The 16,635-nt window shown below is 72.5% G+C and carries 11 protein-coding genes; 5 read left to right on the top strand and 6 right to left on the bottom strand.

Annotated features, from left to right (window positions below):
- Positions 1-309: 309 nt before the first annotated feature.
- From dxs to P2424_RS21205, 4 genes are all read left to right on the top strand, one after another.
- Positions 310-2,226: a 1-deoxy-D-xylulose-5-phosphate synthase gene (gene dxs / locus P2424_RS21220; RefSeq protein ID WP_276477341.1), complete on the top strand. Its 1,917-nt coding sequence runs from the start codon at positions 310-312 to the stop codon at positions 2,224-2,226.
- Positions 2,227-2,420: 194 nt separating this feature from the next.
- A complete protein-coding gene (locus tag P2424_RS21215) occupies positions 2,421-3,968 on the top strand; it encodes a glycosyltransferase family 39 protein (protein WP_276477340.1) in 1,548 nt (515 codons plus the stop codon).
- Positions 3,969-4,151: 183 nt separating this feature from the next.
- Entirely contained in the window at positions 4,152-4,682 is a 531-nt protein-coding gene (locus P2424_RS21210; protein ID WP_276477339.1) for a type VII secretion target, read from the top strand.
- Positions 4,679-6,994, top strand: a complete 2,316-nt coding sequence (locus P2424_RS21205) for a hypothetical protein (protein ID WP_276477338.1) — start codon at positions 4,679-4,681, stop codon at positions 6,992-6,994. Before P2424_RS21210 ends, P2424_RS21205 begins: the two co-directional genes overlap by 4 nt.
- Positions 6,995-7,146: 152 nt before the next feature.
- Here P2424_RS21205 and P2424_RS21200 read toward each other — a convergent pair whose 3' ends face one another.
- The 5 genes from P2424_RS21200 to P2424_RS21180 form a co-directional block, all read right to left on the bottom strand.
- The gene (locus P2424_RS21200) at positions 7,147-9,267 is read right to left on the bottom strand and encodes a 3-hydroxyacyl-CoA dehydrogenase NAD-binding domain-containing protein (protein WP_276477337.1); all 2,121 of its coding nucleotides are present in this window, start codon (positions 9,265-9,267) and stop codon (positions 7,147-7,149) included.
- A gap of 2 nt (positions 9,268-9,269) precedes the next feature.
- Positions 9,270-10,484 (bottom strand): acetyl-CoA C-acyltransferase, encoded by a 1,215-nt coding sequence (locus P2424_RS21195; protein ID WP_276477336.1) that lies wholly within the window; start codon positions 10,482-10,484, stop codon positions 9,270-9,272.
- 170 nt (positions 10,485-10,654) lie between these two features.
- A complete protein-coding gene (locus tag P2424_RS21190) occupies positions 10,655-11,917 on the bottom strand; it encodes a ribonuclease D (protein ID WP_276477335.1) in 1,263 nt (420 codons plus the stop codon).
- 151 nt (positions 11,918-12,068) lie between these two features.
- Complete coding sequence (locus tag P2424_RS21185) at positions 12,069-12,752, bottom strand: response regulator transcription factor (RefSeq protein ID WP_026005023.1); 684 nt, start codon at positions 12,750-12,752, stop codon at positions 12,069-12,071.
- Between the two features lie 419 nt (positions 12,753-13,171).
- Complete coding sequence (locus tag P2424_RS21180) at positions 13,172-13,855, bottom strand: DUF3000 domain-containing protein (RefSeq protein ID WP_276477334.1); 684 nt, start codon at positions 13,853-13,855, stop codon at positions 13,172-13,174.
- Between the two features lie 178 nt (positions 13,856-14,033).
- On the opposite strand from P2424_RS21180, the gene hemE reads away from it, so the two are divergent.
- Positions 14,034-15,041, top strand: a complete 1,008-nt coding sequence (gene hemE / locus P2424_RS21175; RefSeq protein WP_276479058.1) for a uroporphyrinogen decarboxylase — start codon at positions 14,034-14,036, stop codon at positions 15,039-15,041.
- Between the two features lie 162 nt (positions 15,042-15,203).
- On the opposite strand, the gene P2424_RS21170 is transcribed toward hemE, so the two are convergent.
- A complete protein-coding gene (locus P2424_RS21170) occupies positions 15,204-16,616 on the bottom strand; it encodes an FAD-dependent oxidoreductase (RefSeq protein ID WP_276477333.1) in 1,413 nt (470 codons plus the stop codon).
- Between the last annotated feature and the right edge of the window lie 19 nt (positions 16,617-16,635).

Genomic DNA, 16,635 nt, shown 5'->3' with positions numbered 1-16,635 from the left:
GCCGCACAGCGGCCCGGCCTGCGGCTGGGACACCAGGGGTACCCCGGGAGAACCTCCCGGGGTACCCCTCACGCGTGACCGGCCCGGGTCCGTCCGGAACGGTGGGGAGACCGGTGGGGACGCGCCATTCGTGTGACTGAGTTGCCACCGTCCGGTGAATCCGTGCGGCGGCGGAACATTAGACTTTGGGAGCACCTCTTCCGGACCCGGTCCGGTGGTACCCCCGGGCCGGGCCCGGGGGAGGAATCGGCACGGTCCGACAACGACGGCTCGACAGCGTTCGATCACGCTTGACGCAAGGAGGTACGGGTGGCGTTGCTGACCCGCATCAGGGGACCACGCGATCTGGACCGGCTGGCTCCGGAGCAGCTCGAGGAGCTGGCCGAGGAGATCCGCACCTTCCTGGTCGAAGCGGTCTCCAAGACCGGCGGCCATCTGGGTCCGAACCTGGGCGTGGTGGAGCTGACCATCGCCTTGCACCGGGTGTTCGACTCGCCGAGAGACCGGGTGCTGTTCGACACCGGGCACCAGTCGTACGTGCACAAGCTGCTGACCGGGCGGCAGGACTTCTCGAAGCTGCGGCTCAAGGGCGGCCTGTCGGGCTACCCCTCGCGTGCCGAGTCGGCGCACGACGTGATCGAGAACTCGCACGCCTCGACGGTGCTGGGCTGGGCGGACGGCCTGGCCAAGGCGAACGAGGTGCGGGGCGCCGACGACCACGTGGTCGCCGTCATCGGGGACGGCGCGCTGACCGGCGGGATGGCCTGGGAGGCGCTCAACAACATCGCCGCGGCCCAGGACCGGCCGCTGGTGATCGTGGTCAACGACAACGAGCGCTCCTACTCGCCCACCATCGGCGGACTCGCCGACCATCTGGCCACGCTGCGCACGACCGACGGCTACGAGCGCTTCCTCGCCCGCGGCAAGGACGTGCTCAACCGCACCCCGGTGGTGGGCAAGCCGCTGTACGAGACGCTGCACGGTGCGAAGAAGGGGCTGAAGGACTTCATCGCGCCGCAGGGGATGTTCGAGGACCTGGGGCTGAAGTACGTCGGCCCGATCGACGGGCACGACGTCGCGGCGGTGGAGTCGGCGCTGCAGCGCGCCAAGCGGTTCGGCGGCCCGGTGCTGGTGCACTGCCTCACCGAGAAGGGCCGCGGCTACCAGCCGGCCCGGCAGGACGAGGCCGACCAGTTCCACGCCGTCGGGGTCATCCACCCCGACACCGGGCTGCCGGTGAAGTCCTCGGGCGCCGACTGGACTTCCGTCTTCGGCGAGGAGATGGTCAAGCTCGGCCGGGAGCGCAAGGACATCGTCGCCATCACGGCGGCCATGATGCGGCCCGTCGGACTGCACGCCTTCGCGCAGGAGTTCCCCGAACGCGTGTACGACGTCGGGATCGCCGAGCAGCACGGCGCGGTCTCCGCCGCCGGGCTCGCTACCGGCGGACTCCACCCCGTCTTCGCCGTCTACGCCACCTTTCTCAACCGCGCCTTCGACCAGCTCCTGATGGACGTGGCACTGCACCGGTGCGGCGTGACCTTCGTGCTGGACCGCGCCGGGGTCACCGGTTCGGACGGCGCCTCGCACAACGGCATGTGGGACATGTCCGTCCTCCAGTGCGTGCCCGGCCTCCGGCTGGCCGCGCCCCGCGACGCCGACCAGGTGCGCGCCCAGTTGCGCGAAGCCGTCGAGGTGGACGACGCGCCGACCGTGGTGCGCTACTCCAAGGGCGCCGTCGGCCCCGCCGTCCCCGCACTGCGCCGGATCGGCGGCATGGACGTGCTGCGCCAGCCCGCCGAGGACGCGGCCGGCGATGTGCTGATCGTGTCCGTCGGAGCGCTCGCGCCGATGTGCCTGGAGATCGCCGACCTGCTGGACAAGCAGGGAATCACCGCCACCGTGGTGGACCCGCGCTGGGTCAAGCCCGTCGACGAGGCCCTCCCCGCGCTGGCGGACCGGCACCGGGTCGTCGTCACCGTCGAGGACAACAGCCGTGCGGGCGGCGTCGGCTCCGCCGTGGCGCAGGCGCTGCGGGACGCCGGAGTGGATGTCCCGCTGCGGGACTTCGGCATCCCCGAGCGCTTCCTGGACCACGGCTCCCGCAAGGAGATCATGGCGGAGATCGGGCTCACCGCGCCGGACATCGCCCGGCAGGTGACGGGACTGGTCGCCAAGCTGGAAGGGCGCTTCGACGCGGCGCGTGCCGAGGTGGCCGGCGACTGACCCGCGGGCCGCGGGGGCCGCGCCGACAGGTCGCCGCTCGGTGCCGGCGCCGTAGGTGGGATCCGGCGCACCCCTCGGTCCGGGGCATTCGGCCGGGGCCCCGGGGCGGTTCGCGCCGGGGCCGGTCCGCCGGTCGGGGGTCGATTCCGGGGCCGAGGAGGCCGGAGACCGGGGGGCTCGCTAGATTGAGCGGTATGCCGTTGTCCCCTGCCACGGAGCGCCTCACCGCCGCCGCGCGTGTCCCGGAGGCGGTGGCGAACCGGACGCGGCTGCTCGCCGTCCTCACCGTGCTCACGATCCTCACCCGTCTCCCGTCCTTCGCCCGCACGCCGTGGAACCCGGACGAGGGATATCTGGCCACGCAGGCGCGCCAACTGGCCGACGGCGGCGTCCTCTACGACACCGTCGTGGACCGCAAGCCCCCATTCGTGCCGCTGCTCTACCGGGGCGCCTTCGCGGTGTTCGGCGACGGTTCGCTGTGGCCGGTGCGGGTCGCGGCCGTCGTCGCGGTCGTGGTGGGTGCGGTCCTGGCCGCGTCCCTGGCGTCCCGTCGCTGGGGAGAGCGGGCCGGGTGGACGGCCGGGATCTGCTACGTCTTCCTGTCGGTGGGGCTCAAGCCGGAGGACACCCAGGCGGCGACGTTCGAGGTCTTCATGCTGCCGTGGACCGTCGCCGCGATCTGGTACGCCGAGCGCGCCCGCTGGCTCGGGGCCGGGCTGGCGGTCGCCGGAGCGGTGCTCTCGAAACAGACCGGTGGTGCGGTGCTGCTGCCGGTCCTGGTGCTGCTGTGGCAATACCGGGCGGGCTGGCCGGCGGCGGTCCGGGTGGCGGCCGGATCGGCGCTCCCGGTGGTGAGTGCTGCTCTCGCCTTTGATCCGGGGCGTTTCCTGTACTGGATAGCCACGGGCTCCGGCTCCTACCTCTCCGCCGACGGCGCCGGGTTCAAACCGCTGCTGCGCGCCCTCGCCGGGGTCGGGCTGCTCACGCTCGCCGCGCTGCCGCTCGTCGCCGCCCTCGTCCGCGCCGTCCGCTCCCGCCGTGCGGGCTCCCGCACCGCCGCGGCGTGCCCCGCGCGCGATCCGCTGTGCGGCACCGCCGATCTGTGGATCTGGCTGGCCGCCTCGTTCGGAGCCGCCACCGTCGGCTTCCAGTTCTTCGGACACTACTTCCTCCAGCTCGTCCCGCCCCTCGCGATCCTCGGCGCGGCGGCGCTGCACGAGCTGACCGCGCGGGTCGCCACCGCTGCGCTGGCCGCGACGGCTTTCTTGGCCTGTGCGTTCGTGGGCTGGGGCTTCACCGCCAGCCGGGCCGAGGTCGACCACGCGCGCCGGTTGGCCGACACCGTGCGCTCCTACACCGACCGCAAGGACCGGGTGCTGCTGTGGGGCATGCACCCGGAGGGATACTGGCTGTCCGAACGGTCGCCCGCCTCCCGCTATCTGACCGCCGGGTTCCTCACCAACTTCAGCGGCGGACGCGGCGAGGCGCGGGTGGGCGAGAGATACGCGATGGACGGTGCCTGGCCGCACTTCGAGCGTGAACTGCGCAGGCGTCCGCCCGAGTTGATCGTGGACGACTCGCGCGGCAAACGGTACGGGGTCCAGCAGATTCCCACCTTGCGCCGCCATCTCGCCCGCCACTACGAGAAGGTGGCGACCATCGACGGCTCCTCGTTCTACCTGCGCAACCGTCCCGACCTCCGCTCCATCTCCCGGGCGGGCCACGCGCCGCGGGACCGCTGACCGCGCCCACGGAAAGCCCCACCCGCCTCATTCACCCCCTCGGCCCCATGCGGCCCCCGGTTGTCCAGCTTCCGCTCCCCGGTTGATCGCCTGCTGTTCGTCTGCGGCGGCTACGTTCGCCGCCGCGTGCGCCGGGCCGTCGCACGCAGTTCAGCCACATGCACGGGGAAACGGGTGGTCAGCTTGTCGTTCGAGCAGGAGTGGGCCGGTCTCAAGGCCGCCTACGCGCCGGAGTCCACGGTGCACACGCGGCTCGCCGGGACCGGCGGGACCGGAGGATGCGGCAGCGGGTCCGACGGCTGGCAGCAGACCAAGCCGCGGCTCCAGGTGACCGCCCACGTGCTGCGGGGCCGCGCGGGCCGCGCGGGGACGGTCCGGGGCCAGTTCCTGAAGGCGGACGACGAGGTCATGCGGGAGACCGGCGAGATCACCGGCAGCCTCGGCGGCTTCCGGACCGAGACCGCGCTCGCCACCTTCCAGGAGCGCTGGCGCGACCAGATGTCCTACGTCGAGAAGCAGTTCTCCGGCACGGCGTCCGCGCTGCGCACCGCCGCCGGCGCGTTCACCACCGAGGACCACCGCCGCAAGACGGACATCGACCGCATCGCTGCCACGGACGGCAACGGCCAGGGCGGCGAGAGCAGCCCGGGCGCCGGGAACGGAACCGGCGCGCACAACGGCAGGCACCTCCCGGCCGGGAACGGCTCCCGGTGAGCGACGGGCTCAGCTACACCGACGTCCGGCAGGCCGACCTCACCCCGCTGAGCGAGGCCGTGGCCAAGTGGAAGACCGCGCCCGGCAAGTTCGAGCAAGTCGCCACGAACTTCGCCACCGAGGTCGTCAAGGGCCTGGCCGACTCGGACTGGGAGGGCGAGAGCGCCGATGCCGCGTGGCGCAGGTTCCGCACCGTGCGGGCCCAGTTGCTGGCCGCACAGGAGGAGTCGCGCCGGACGCACATCGTGCTGTCGGAGGCGCTGGGCAGGTTCCGCTCCGCGCAGAAAGCGCTCCAGGACATCGTCGACGAGCTCGAGGGCCACGAGCATCTGCAACTCGACCCGCGCGACGGCACCGTCTCGCTGAAGCTCACGGACGAGGAGGAACAGCATCGCACTCTGTGGGCCAAGGCGTACCGTGAGATCATCACCGGCTACCGGGACCGCACCCTCGCGGCGCTCGACGGCGCGGACCAGGCCGACCGGGACCTCGCGCATGCGCTGACGACCGACGTCAACGGCACCGCACGCGGCTTCAACGACCACGCGTACGACAGCCTGGCGGCTGCCCGTGCGCAGGTGGCGCGGGACCTGAAGGAGGCACTGCACCTGGCGCGGGCCGACAACGGCACGATCAGCTCGGCCCGGCTGGAGCGGCTCACCGCACTGATCACCCGGCACAGCCAGGACCCGGAGTTCGCTGCACGGTTCGCCACCGAGCTCGGCGCCGAGCGGATGCTGCGGCTGTGGTACAACGCCACCCATCCGCACCACCCGGATCATCCGGACACCGAGATCGACGACGCGGCGTGGTGGAAGTCGGCCAAGGCGCTCCAGGGGTCGCTGAGCACCACGCTGGCGCACGCCACGCACGTGGACACTCCCGCGATGCGGCAGTGGCAGCAGGACATGCTCGCGCTGGGCGACCAGCGGCTGGCGAGCAGCGGCGGCCGGACGCACCCCTACGGTTTCCAGCTCATGAGTAACCTGATGCACTCGGGCACCTATGACGGCGGCTTCCTGAATCGGTACGGGGACCGGCTCGTCGCCTGGGACGAGAAGCTCAACACCCGCGACGGTTACGCCTATTGGGCCAACTCCGCCGATACCGACGACCTCGACCCCGGCGGTGCGCCGGGCGACACCGGACACGACGCGATGGTCGGCTTCCTGGAGGCCCTGGGCCACAACCCCGGCGCCGCCACCACCTTCTTCGCACAGCCGGCGGACGTCAGCGGCGTGCTGGACCGCGACGGCGAACTCAACGACCGCCTCGCCTACCTGACCCGGGAGCGCAACTGGGTCTTCGACGGCAACACCCGGGCGGACCCCCGCCAGTTGCCCGGGCACGAGGCGCTCGGCCACGCCCTCACCGCCGCCGCGACGGGCTACGCCTGGGACGATCCGCAATTGACCGGGAAGGATCCGGAGCTCTTCCGGCACGGCGGCGACCGGCGCACGGCCGCGACCGCGGACGTCATGGAGCAGGTCGTCCACGTCTACGGCGGTCCGGAGGGCCCCCGACTGCTGCACGAGCAGCCCGCGATCGCGCCCAGCCTCGGCGCGATGGGCGGCGCCTACGTGGACGACATCAACCGCGCGGTCTCCGGGGTCGGCGACTCGCTGCAGAGCACCGGGGCCTTCCCGCCCGCCTACCAGGGTGCCGCCTCGCTCAGCCGGGGGCAGGCTGTCGACTTCCTCAGCGTGCTGGGCCAGGACGAGACGTCGCACGGCCTGATGAACCAGGCCGAACACCTCTACACACTGGACAGGTTGGCCCGGAACCCGCCGTCCACGAGCGAGGAGAGCTGGGCGGCTGGGCGGCGGGTGCTGCTCACCGAGGCGGAAGCCCGGGGCACGCTCGACCACTCCCGGGTGCAGCACATCGAGGCACAGTACGCCGCCGACAGCGCCGAGGCCCAGCGGGCCTTCCGCGAGTCGGCGAACTGGACACGGGTCGGGATGAGTTCCTCGGCGCCCGCCCTGGCCAACGGGATCCTCTCGGTGGTCGGGAAGAGCGGACCCTGGGGTGTGGTGATTCCCATCGCACAGGCGGGCGGGGTGGAGTTCGCGAAACTCTTCCACGACGACGCGGTTTTCGGCGGGCCCGATCTGCCCGATCCCCCCGAGAACACGGATCAGTTCTTCGCCCGGGGCGAGCGCGATCTCGGATCGACCGCGGAGAAATATCTGGAGAACTACGGGAAGGGACCGGATGTGAGGGGAGATCTCGCGGACGACATCAAGTCCAAGTACCTGGCCGTCGGCCCGCAGGGGGACGCATTCGAGGGCCGCGAGCCCTATACGGAGTAAGCCGGGGCGAGGGTGCGCGGACCGGGCTTTTTCGCGGGGGCCGAGGGCGCCGACGGCCCCGCCGGGGCACTCCGCGGGGAGTACCGAGGCGGGGCCGGACCGGGTCCCGCCGGGCACGGTGCCCGTACCCGGCGGAGGGGATCGCTAGCGGTTCACTCCGGGACGCTTGCGAGGCCCGGAGGCAGGAAGCGGCGGCCGGTGGCCCGCTCGCTGACACCCTCGCGGTCCAGGTAGGGCGTGACCCCACCGAGGTGGAAGGGCCAGCCGGCACCGGTGATCAGGCACAGGTCGATGTCCTGGGCCTCGGCCACCACGTCCTCGTCCAGCATCAGCCGGATCTCCTCGGCGATGGCGTTCAGCGCCCGCTCCCGCACCTGCTCCTCCGTCAGGACGGTGTCCCCGACCTGAAAGAGGCCGGCGACCTCCGGGTCCATCTCCTGGGTGCCCGGCACATAGAGGTTCCGCTTGCCGGCCTCGACGACCCGGCCCAGGTTCTCGGAGACGGCGAACCGGTCCGGGAAGGCGGCGTGCAGGGTGCCCGCGACGTGGTGCGCGACGGCCGGGCCGACCAGCTCCAGCAGCTGGATCGGCGACATCGGCAGCCCGAGCGGCGCCAGCGCGCGGTCGGCGGTCTCGACGGGGGTGCCCTCGTCGATGGAGCGCAGCACCTCGCCGAGGAACCGGGTCAGCACCCGGTTGACGACGAACGCGGGCGCGTCCTTGACCAGGACCGCGGTCTTCTTCAGCTTCTTGGCGACACCGAACGCGGTGGCCAGCGCCGCGTCGTCGGTCTGCTCACCCCGCACGATCTCCAGCAGCGGGAGGATGGCGACCGGGTTGAAGAAGTGGAAGCCCACGACCCGCTCGGGGTGCTTGAGCTGCGAGGCCATCTCGCTGACGGACAGCGAGGAGGTGTTCGTCGCGAGGATGGCGTGCTCCGGCACGGCCGCCTCGACCTCGGCGAACACCTTCTGCTTGACGCCCATCTCCTCGAAGACGGCCTCGATCACGAAGTCGGCGTCGGCGAACGTGGTCGCCTTGTCGAGCGAGCCGGTGACCAGCGCCTTGAGCCGGTTGGCCTTGTCCTGGTTGACGCGGCCCTTGAGCAGCAGCTTGTCGATCTCCTCGTGGCAGTAGGCCACACCCTTGTCGACCCGCTCCTGGTCGATGTCGGTGAGTACGACCGGCACCTCCAGACGGCGTGCGAACAGCAGGCCGAGCTGCGAGGCCATCAGACCGGCGCCGACCACGCCCACCTTGGTGACCGGACGTGCGAGGTCCTTGGAGGGGGCGCCCGCCGGACGCTTGGCGCGCCGCTGCACGAGGTTGAAGGCGTAGATGCCGCTGCGCAGCTCCCCGCCCATGATCAGGTCGGCGAGCGCCTGCGTCTCGGCCTCGAAGCCCTTGCGCAGATCGCCGTTCTTGGCCGCGGCGATGATGTCCAGGGCCCGGTAGGCGGCCGGAGCCGCGCCGTGCACCTTGCTGTCGGCGATCTGCCGGCCGCGCTCGACGGCCGCGTCCCACGCCTCGCCGCGGTCGATCTCGGGGCGTGCCACCTCGATCTCGCCCTTGAGCACGGCGGCGGTCCAGCGCAGCGACTCCTCCAGGAAGTCGGCGCCCTCGAACAGCGCGTCGGCGATGCCCAGCTCGTAGACCTGCGCGCCCTTGAGCTGCCGGTTCTGGTTGAGCGAGTTCTCGACGATGACGCTGACCGCGCGGTCGGCGCCGATCAGGTTGGGCAGCAGGGCGCAGCCGCCCCAGCCGGGTACCAGACCGAGGAAGACCTCGGGCAGCGAGAAGGCGGGCAGTGCGGCCGAGACGGTGCGGTAGGTGCAGTGCAGCCCCGCCTCGACGCCGCCGCCCATCGCCGCGCCGTTGTAGTACGCGAAGGTCGGCACGGCCAGGTCGGACAGCCGCACGAAGACGTCGTGGCCGCCCTTGCCGATGGCGACCGCGTCCTCGTGCCGCTTCAGCAGCTCGACGCCCTTGAGGTCGGCGCCGACCGCGAAGATGAAGGGCTTGCCGGTGAGGCCGACGCCCTTGATCTCGCCGTCCGCGGCCTCCTTCTCCACCTGGTCGAGGGCGGCGTTCAGGTTGGCCAGCGACTGCGGCCCGAAGGTGGTGGGCTTGGTGTGGTCCAGCCCGTTGTCCAGCGTGATGAGGGCGAACCGGCCCGCGCCGGACGGCAGGTCGAGGTGGCGTACGTGCGCCTGGGTGACGACCTCGTCCGGGAACAGCTCGGCCGCACCCTTCAGCAGCTCAGCGGTGCTCATTCTTACTTGCCCTCCCAGTGGGGGTTCTCCCAGATGACGGTCCCGCCCATGCCGAAGCCGACGCACATGGTGGTCAGGCCGTAGCGGACGTGCGGCTGCTCCTCGAACTGGCGGGCGAGCTGGGCCATCAGCCGCACGCCGGAGGAGGCCAGCGGATGGCCGAAGGCGATGGCGCCGCCGTACTGGTTGACGCGCGGGTCGTCGTCGGCGATGCCGTAGTGGTCCAGCAGCGCGAGCACCTGGACGGCGAACGCCTCGTTGACCTCGAACAGGCCGATGTCGTCGATCGACAGACCGGCCTTGGCCAGGGCCTTCTCGGTGGCCGGCACCGGGCCGACGCCCATCACCTCCGGCTCCACACCGGCGAACGCGTAGGAGACCAGCCGCATCTTGACCGGCAGTCCCAGCTCCCGGGCGACGTCCTCGGCGGCGATCAGGGAGGCGGTGGCGCCGTCGTTCAGGCCGGCGGAGTTGCCCGGCGTGACGCGGCCGTGCGCACGGAAGGGCGTCTTGAGCCCGGCCAGGTTCTCCAGGGTGGTGCCGGGCCGCATCGGCTCGTCGGCGGTGGCCAGACCCCAGCCCGTCTCGCCGCCCTCGGGCGAGGTGCGGCGGATCGAGATCGGCACCAGGTCCGGCTGGACCTTGTCGTTCGCGTAGGCCTTGGCGGCCTTCTCCTGGCTGCAGACCGCGAAGGCGTCGGCGCGCTCCTTGGTCAGGTGCGGGAAGCGGTCGTGCAGGTTCTCGGCGGTCATGCCCATGAACATCGCCGACTCGTCGACCAGCTTCTCCGAGACGAAGCGCGGGTTGGGGTCCACGCCCTCGCCCATCGGGTGGCGGCCCATGTGCTCGACACCGCCGGCGACGACGAGGTCGTAGGCGCCGAAGGCGATCGATCCGGCGGTCGTCGTCACGGCCGTCATCGCGCCCGCGCACATCCGGTCGATGGAGAAGCCCGGGACGGTCTTCGGCAGCCCCGCGAGGATCCCGGCGGTGCGGCCCAGGGTCAGCCCCTGGTCGCCGATCTGGGTGGTCGCCGCGACGGCGACCTCGTCGATGCGCTCCGGAGGCAGGTCGGGGTTGCGGCGCAGCAGCTCACGGATGCACTTGACGACCAGGTCGTCGGCGCGGGTCTCGTGGTAGATGCCCTTGGGGCCCGCCTTGCCGAACGGTGTGCGAACGCCGTCGACGAAGACGACGTCCCTTGCGGTACGAGGCACGTTGGCTCTCCTCCAGGTGCGGCCAGGGGTCGGTCGCCCCCCATGCTACTTGTCGGTAACCAGGTGGCAAGGGGTGGTTCCGGCCGAGGGGCACACGTCACATCGCCAGGTGAGCGGCGCGGCGCGCCGCACACTCACCCGGAGAGCGTAGGGCCGTCCCCGCGCGCCGCTCAGGCCGAGGCCGTCAGCGCGACGCGCAGCAGCCCGGCGGTCTGGCCGATCTGCCACTCACGCGCCCCCAGCGCCCGCAGCGCACCGGAGACCGCCTCCGCGGTCGCCTCCGCCGGCGGCTCCCAGCACAACCGGCGCACCGTGTCCGGGGTCAGCAGATTCTCCTGCGGCAGGTTCAGCTCCTCGGCGTGCTGGGTGACGGCCGCCCGGGCCGCCGCCAGCCGCGCCGCCGCGGCCGGGTCCTTGTCGGCCCAGGAGCGCGGCGGCGGCGGACCGTTGGTGGCCTGCGACTGCTGCGGCAGTTCCTCGTCCGGCAGCGCACGGGCCCGCTCGACGGCGGCCTGCCACTGGTCGAGCTGCTTGCGCCCGGCCCGCTGGCCGAACCCGGGCAGCGCCCCCAGCGCCCGCGCGTTCGCGGGCAGGTTCAGCGCCGCCTCCACGATCGCCGCGTCCGAGAGCACCTTGCCCGGTGAGACGTCCCGCTTGCGTGCCACCGCGTCCCGGGCCTGCCACAGCTCCCGCACGACAGCCATCTGCCGGCGCCGCCGCACCTTGTGCATGCCCGACGTGCGGCGCCAGGGGTCCTTGCGCGGCGGCGGGGCCGGGGCGGCCGCGATGGCCGCGAACTCCTCCTGGGCCCACTCCAGCTTCCCCTGCCGGGCCAGCTCCTCCTCCAGCGCGTCCCGCAGGTCCACCAGCAGCTCCACGTCGAGCGCGGCGTACCGCAGCCAGGGCTCGGGCAGCGGGCGGGTGGACCAGTCGACGGCGGAGTGCCCCTTCTCCAGGGCGTAGCCGAGGACGTTCTCCACCATCGCGCCGAGGCCCACCCGCGCGAAACCGGCGAGCCGGCCGGCGAGTTCGGTGTCGAAGAGCCGCGTGGGCCGCATACCTATTTCCCGCAGGCAGGGCAGGTCCTGGCTGGCGGCGTGCAGGACCCACTCGGTACCCGCCAGCGCGGCGTCCAGCGCCGAGAGGTCCGGGCAGGCCACCGGGTCGACCAGTGCGGTGCCCGCGCCCGCACGGCGCAACTGCACCAGGTAGGCCCGCTGCCCGTACCGGTACCCGGACGCGCGTTCGGCGTCGACCGCCACCGGGCCGCTGCCCGCGGCGTAGGCGTCGGTCACCCGGGCCAGCTCCTCGGCCGTCACGGTGACCGGCGGAATCCCCTCGCGTGGCTCCAGGAGGGGGACCGGCGCCGGGGCTGAGTCCTGGGGATGGGCCTGAGCTGCGGATGCTGATGCGGTCTCTTGGGCGTCGGTCACCAGCCAAGGGTATCTGCGCGCACGCAATGGCGAGCGCCCGCCGACGGAACGTTACGCCGACGGGCGCCCGGAGAGCTGGGGAGCCGTGAGAAGTGGGGGGAGGACAGGGGAGGGGCAGGAGTGCGGCGGGATACCGCACGGGGGCGTGCGGTCAGTGGATGATGCCTGTCCGCAGGGCGACGGCGACCATGCCGGCGCGGTCGCCGGTGCCCAGCTTGCGGGCGATCCGGGCGAGGTGGCTCTTGACGGTGAGCGCCGAGAGCCCCATCGACACGCCGATGGCCTTGTTGGACTGGCCCTCGGCCACCAGGCGCAGCACCTCGACCTCGCGGCCGGACAGCTCCCGGTAGCCGCCCGGGTGACCCGGGCCGCCGGGACCGCCGCCACCCGGCCTGCGGTGCATGCGCGCGGCAGCGGCCGCGCCGATCGGCGCGGCGCCGTGCCGGGTGGGCAGCGGCCCGCCCAGGTTGGTGCGGGTGCCGGTGACGACGTATCCCTTGACGCCGCCGGCGAGTGCGTTGCGTACCGCGCCGATGTCGTCCGCGGCGGACAGTGCCAGCCCGTTCGGCCAGCCCGCGGCTCTGGTCTCGGACAGCAGGCTGAGCCCGGAGCCGTCGGGCAGGTGGACGTCGGCCACGCAGATGTCGCGTGGGTTGCCGATTCGGGGGCGGGCCTCCGCGATGGACGACGCCTCGATCACGTCCCGCACGCCGAGAGCCCACAGATGGCGGGTCACGGTGGAACGGACGCGGGGGTCGGCCACGACGACCATGGCCGTCGGCTTGTTCGGGCGGTAGGCGACCAGGCTTGTGGGGTGCTCAAGAAGAACAGACACCGGGCCTCCTGAGGGAGTGGCTGTGGGGGACGGAACCCAACGAGTCGGGTATTCCGTGTGAAGGGTCACAGACTCCTTCGGCACCTTCTCCATGCCCCTTTAGAGAAAGATCACGAATTAGTGACCCGAAATTCCACAATCCCGTTTCCAGCGGCATTTTCAGGGTGCGAAAGATTCCTTTGTCTACACGGAGACGCTGGGTCGGTGACCGGAATTGCACGGCGGCTTTGTAGACAAAACGCCGTACCGGCGGCAGCGGCTCCCGCCGGTACGGCGATCGAAGAGGCCGGAGGGCGGGCATGCGGCGCCCCCGGACACGGCAGCGGCCCCGTCCGCCAGGAGGCGGACGGGGCCGGAACGAGCCGAGATGATTCAGGGTGAGCCGGAGTGAGCCGGAGTGGGCAATGCGGGGGCGCCGGCTAGTGCGGTCCCCGGCGCTGGGGGAGCTGCACCACGGAACTGCCCTCGCCCGTCTCCGGGGGCAACCCGGCGCACTGGCAGAGGAGTTCGCACCATGCGGTGAGGTGGGCCGCCGCGTCCGGAGTGCTGCCCTCCGGGGTCCAGCTCGCCCGGATCTCCAGCAACTCCTCGGCGGCGCGCTCCGCCAGCCCGCCGAAAAAGGCCGAACTCGACCGCGTCACCGTGCCGCTCGGCTCCGTGTACCCGGCACCCCGGGCCTCCAGGGCGCCGGTCAGCCAGGTCCACGTCACCTCGGGCAGCAGCGGGTCACCGGCGATCTCCGGCTCCAGCTCGGCCCGCCCCAGCGTGACCACCCGGAAGGTGCCCTGCCAGGAGTCCTGGCCCTGCGGGTCGTGCAGCAGCACGAACCGTCCGTCGGCCAGCTCGGAGTCCGTGCCCTCCGGGTCGGTGACCGCCGCCTCCAGCGCGAAGGAGTACGGCGCCAGCCGCCGGGGTGCGGGGAGGACGGAGAGCTGGATCTCCGGGCGCGGGCGGGTCTCGCTCAGTGCCGCGACCGCCGCCCGGAACGGCGGCGGTGTGGCATCCCCACCCCCACCCCCGCCACCGTCACCGGATCCTCCCGTCCCGCTGGTGTCTTCCACTCCGCCGGAGCCTCCCGCCTTCGCCGCCCGAGCCGCAGTCATGGGCCGAAGGGTAGGCGGACGGTGCGCCCGAGGCCGGTAGGGACACCCCATCAGGCCGTGGGAGACTCGGAGCGTGAGTGGAAACGACCGCCCTGAGGGCCCGCCGACGCCGCCCCGGGACACCCGAGCGCCCGCTACCCCGAACGCGGCGCCGCACGCCGGGCTCGACTCCGCGTTCCTGCGCGCGTGCCGCCGAGAGCCGGTGCCGCACACCCCGGTGTGGTTCATGCGGCAGGCCGGACGCTCGCTGCCCGAGTACCGCAAGCTCCGCGAGGGCATCGCGATGCTGGACTCGTGCATGCGGCCGGACCTGGTCGCCGAGATCACCCTGCAGCCCGTGCGGCGGCACAAGGTGGACGCCGCGATCTACTTCAGCGACATCGTGGTCCCCCTCAAGGCCATCGGTGTCGACCTCGACATCAAGCCGGGGGTCGGGCCCGTCGTCGAGAAGCCGATCCGCAGCCGCGCCGACCTGGAGCGGCTGCGGGCCCTGGAGCCCGAGGACGTCGGGTACGTGACCGAGGCGGTCGGCATCCTCACCCGCGAACTGGGCGCCACGCCGCTCATCGGATTCGCCGGGGCGCCCTTCACACTGGCCAGCTATCTGGTCGAGGGCGGCCCCTCGAAGAACCACGAGCACACCAAGGCGCTGATGTACGGCGACCCCGAGCTGTGGGCCGGCCTGCTGGACCGGCTCGCGGACATCACCGCCGCGTTTCTGAAGGTGCAGATCGAGGCGGGCGCCGCAGCCGTGCAGCTCTTCGACTCGTGGGTGGGAGCGCTGGCACCCGAGGACTACCGGAACCGGGTGCTGCCCGCCTCCGCGAAGGTGTTCGAGGCCGTCGCGGGCTACGGCGTGCCGCGCATCCACTTCGGTGTGGGAACCGGCGAGCTGCTGGGACTCATGGGCCAGGCGGGCGCCGATGTCGTCGGCGCCGACTGGCGGGTCCCGGTGGACGAGGCGGCACGCCGAGTGGGGCCGGGGAAGGCCATCCAGGGCAACCTCGACCCGGCCGTGCTCTTCGCGCCGCGGGAGGCCGTCCGCCGGGGCGCCGCGGACATCCTCCGGGCCGCCCGCGGCCTGGAGGGGCACATCTTCAACCTGGGGCACGGGGTGCTGCCGCAGACCGACCCGGAGGCGCTGACCGATCTGGTGGCGTACGTGCACGAGCAGAGCTCCCGCTGAGCCGGCCCCGCTGCCGCTGATGCTTCCCCCGGAGCGCCGGGGGAGCACCGCCCCCCGCGCCCTCTCGACGGTGGCGGGGCGGCGCGGTGGCCCGGTGACGCGGAGGCCCGGCAGCCAGGGGACGCGGGAGGGCGCCGGCCCGTACGCGGCGGCCCGCGGCTCTCAGTCCTTCCGTACCGCTGCCGCCGCCTTCCGGGCCGCCACCAGCACCGGATCCCAGACCGGGCTGAAGGGCGGCGCGTAGCCCAGGTCCAGCGCCGTCATCTGCTCCACCGTCATACCGGCGTGCAGGGCCACCGCGGCGATGTCCACGCGCTTGCCCGCGTTCTCGTGGCCGACGATCTGGAGACCGAGCAGCCGCCCCGACCGGCGCTCGGCGATCATCTTGACGTGAACCGGCCGGGCGCCGGGATAGTAGCCGGCCCGGGTCGTCGACTCGATCACCACACTCTCGAATTGCAGTCCGGCGGCTGCCGCCTGCGCCTCCAGCAGTCCCGTCCTGGCGATCTCCAGGTCGCACACCTTGCTGACGGCCGTGCCCACCACGCCGGGGAATGTGGCGTAGTCGCCGCCGATGTTGGCGCCGATGACCTGGCCGTGCTTGTTGGCATGCGTCCCCAGCGGAACGTGCTGGTTCCGGCCGGAGACGAGGTTGAGCACCTCCACGCAGTCCCCGCCCGCCCAGATGTCCTCCCGGCCGCGGACCCGCATCGCCAGGTCCGTCAGCAGTCCACCGGACTCCCCCAGCGGTAGGCCCGCCTGCCGGGCCAGCTCCGTCTCCGGCCGCACCCCCAGCCCCAGCACCACGACATCCGCGGGGTAGTCGGCCTCCTCCGTCGCCACGCCGCAGGCCCGCCCCTGCCCGTCGGTACGGACCTCGGTGACGGCCGCGCCCAATACCGTCTCGATGCCCAGCGCGCACATCGCCTCGTGCACCAGCCGGCCCATGTCCGGGTCGAGGGTGGACATCGGCTGCTCGGCCTTCTCCAGCACCGTCACCGCGTATCCGCGCTGTACGAACGCCTCGGCCATCTCGACGCCGATGTACCCCGCGCCGACGACGACCGCGCTCGGCTTCCGGCCGCCGGCTTCCGGTCCCGAGCCGTGCGTCCCGTCGACGCGCTGCTCCAGCGCGTCCAGCAGTTCCTGGCCGTCCTCCAGCGTCTGCACCCCGTACACCCCCTCGGCGTCGATCCCGGGCAGCGGAGGGCGCACCGGGACGGCGCCGGTGGCCAGCACCAGCCGGTCAAAGCCCAGCCACTGCTCAGCGCCCTCCGGGTCACGCAGCCGCACCCGCTGCCCGGCCGCGTCCAGCTCGACCGCCTCGGTGCACATCCGCAGATCGATGCCGTGCGCCCGGTGCTCCTGCGGCGAGCGGGCGATGAGCGCGTCGCGCTCGGTGACGTCACCGCCCACCCAGTACGGGATGCCGCAGGCGGAGTAGGACGAGAAGCGGCCCCGCTCAACGGCCACGATCTCCAGCTCCTCCGGTCCGCGGCGTCTGCGGGCCTGCGACGCGGCCGACATCCCCGCCGCGTCGCCGCCGACGACCACCATCCGCTCCGCTGCCGCCATCGCGGACACTCCTCTCACC

This window comes from Streptomyces sp. WMMB303, from assembly GCF_029351045.1.
Classification (GTDB): Bacteria; Actinomycetota; Actinomycetes; order Streptomycetales; family Streptomycetaceae; genus Streptomyces.
This window is presented reverse-complemented; position numbering and strand designations above follow the sequence as displayed.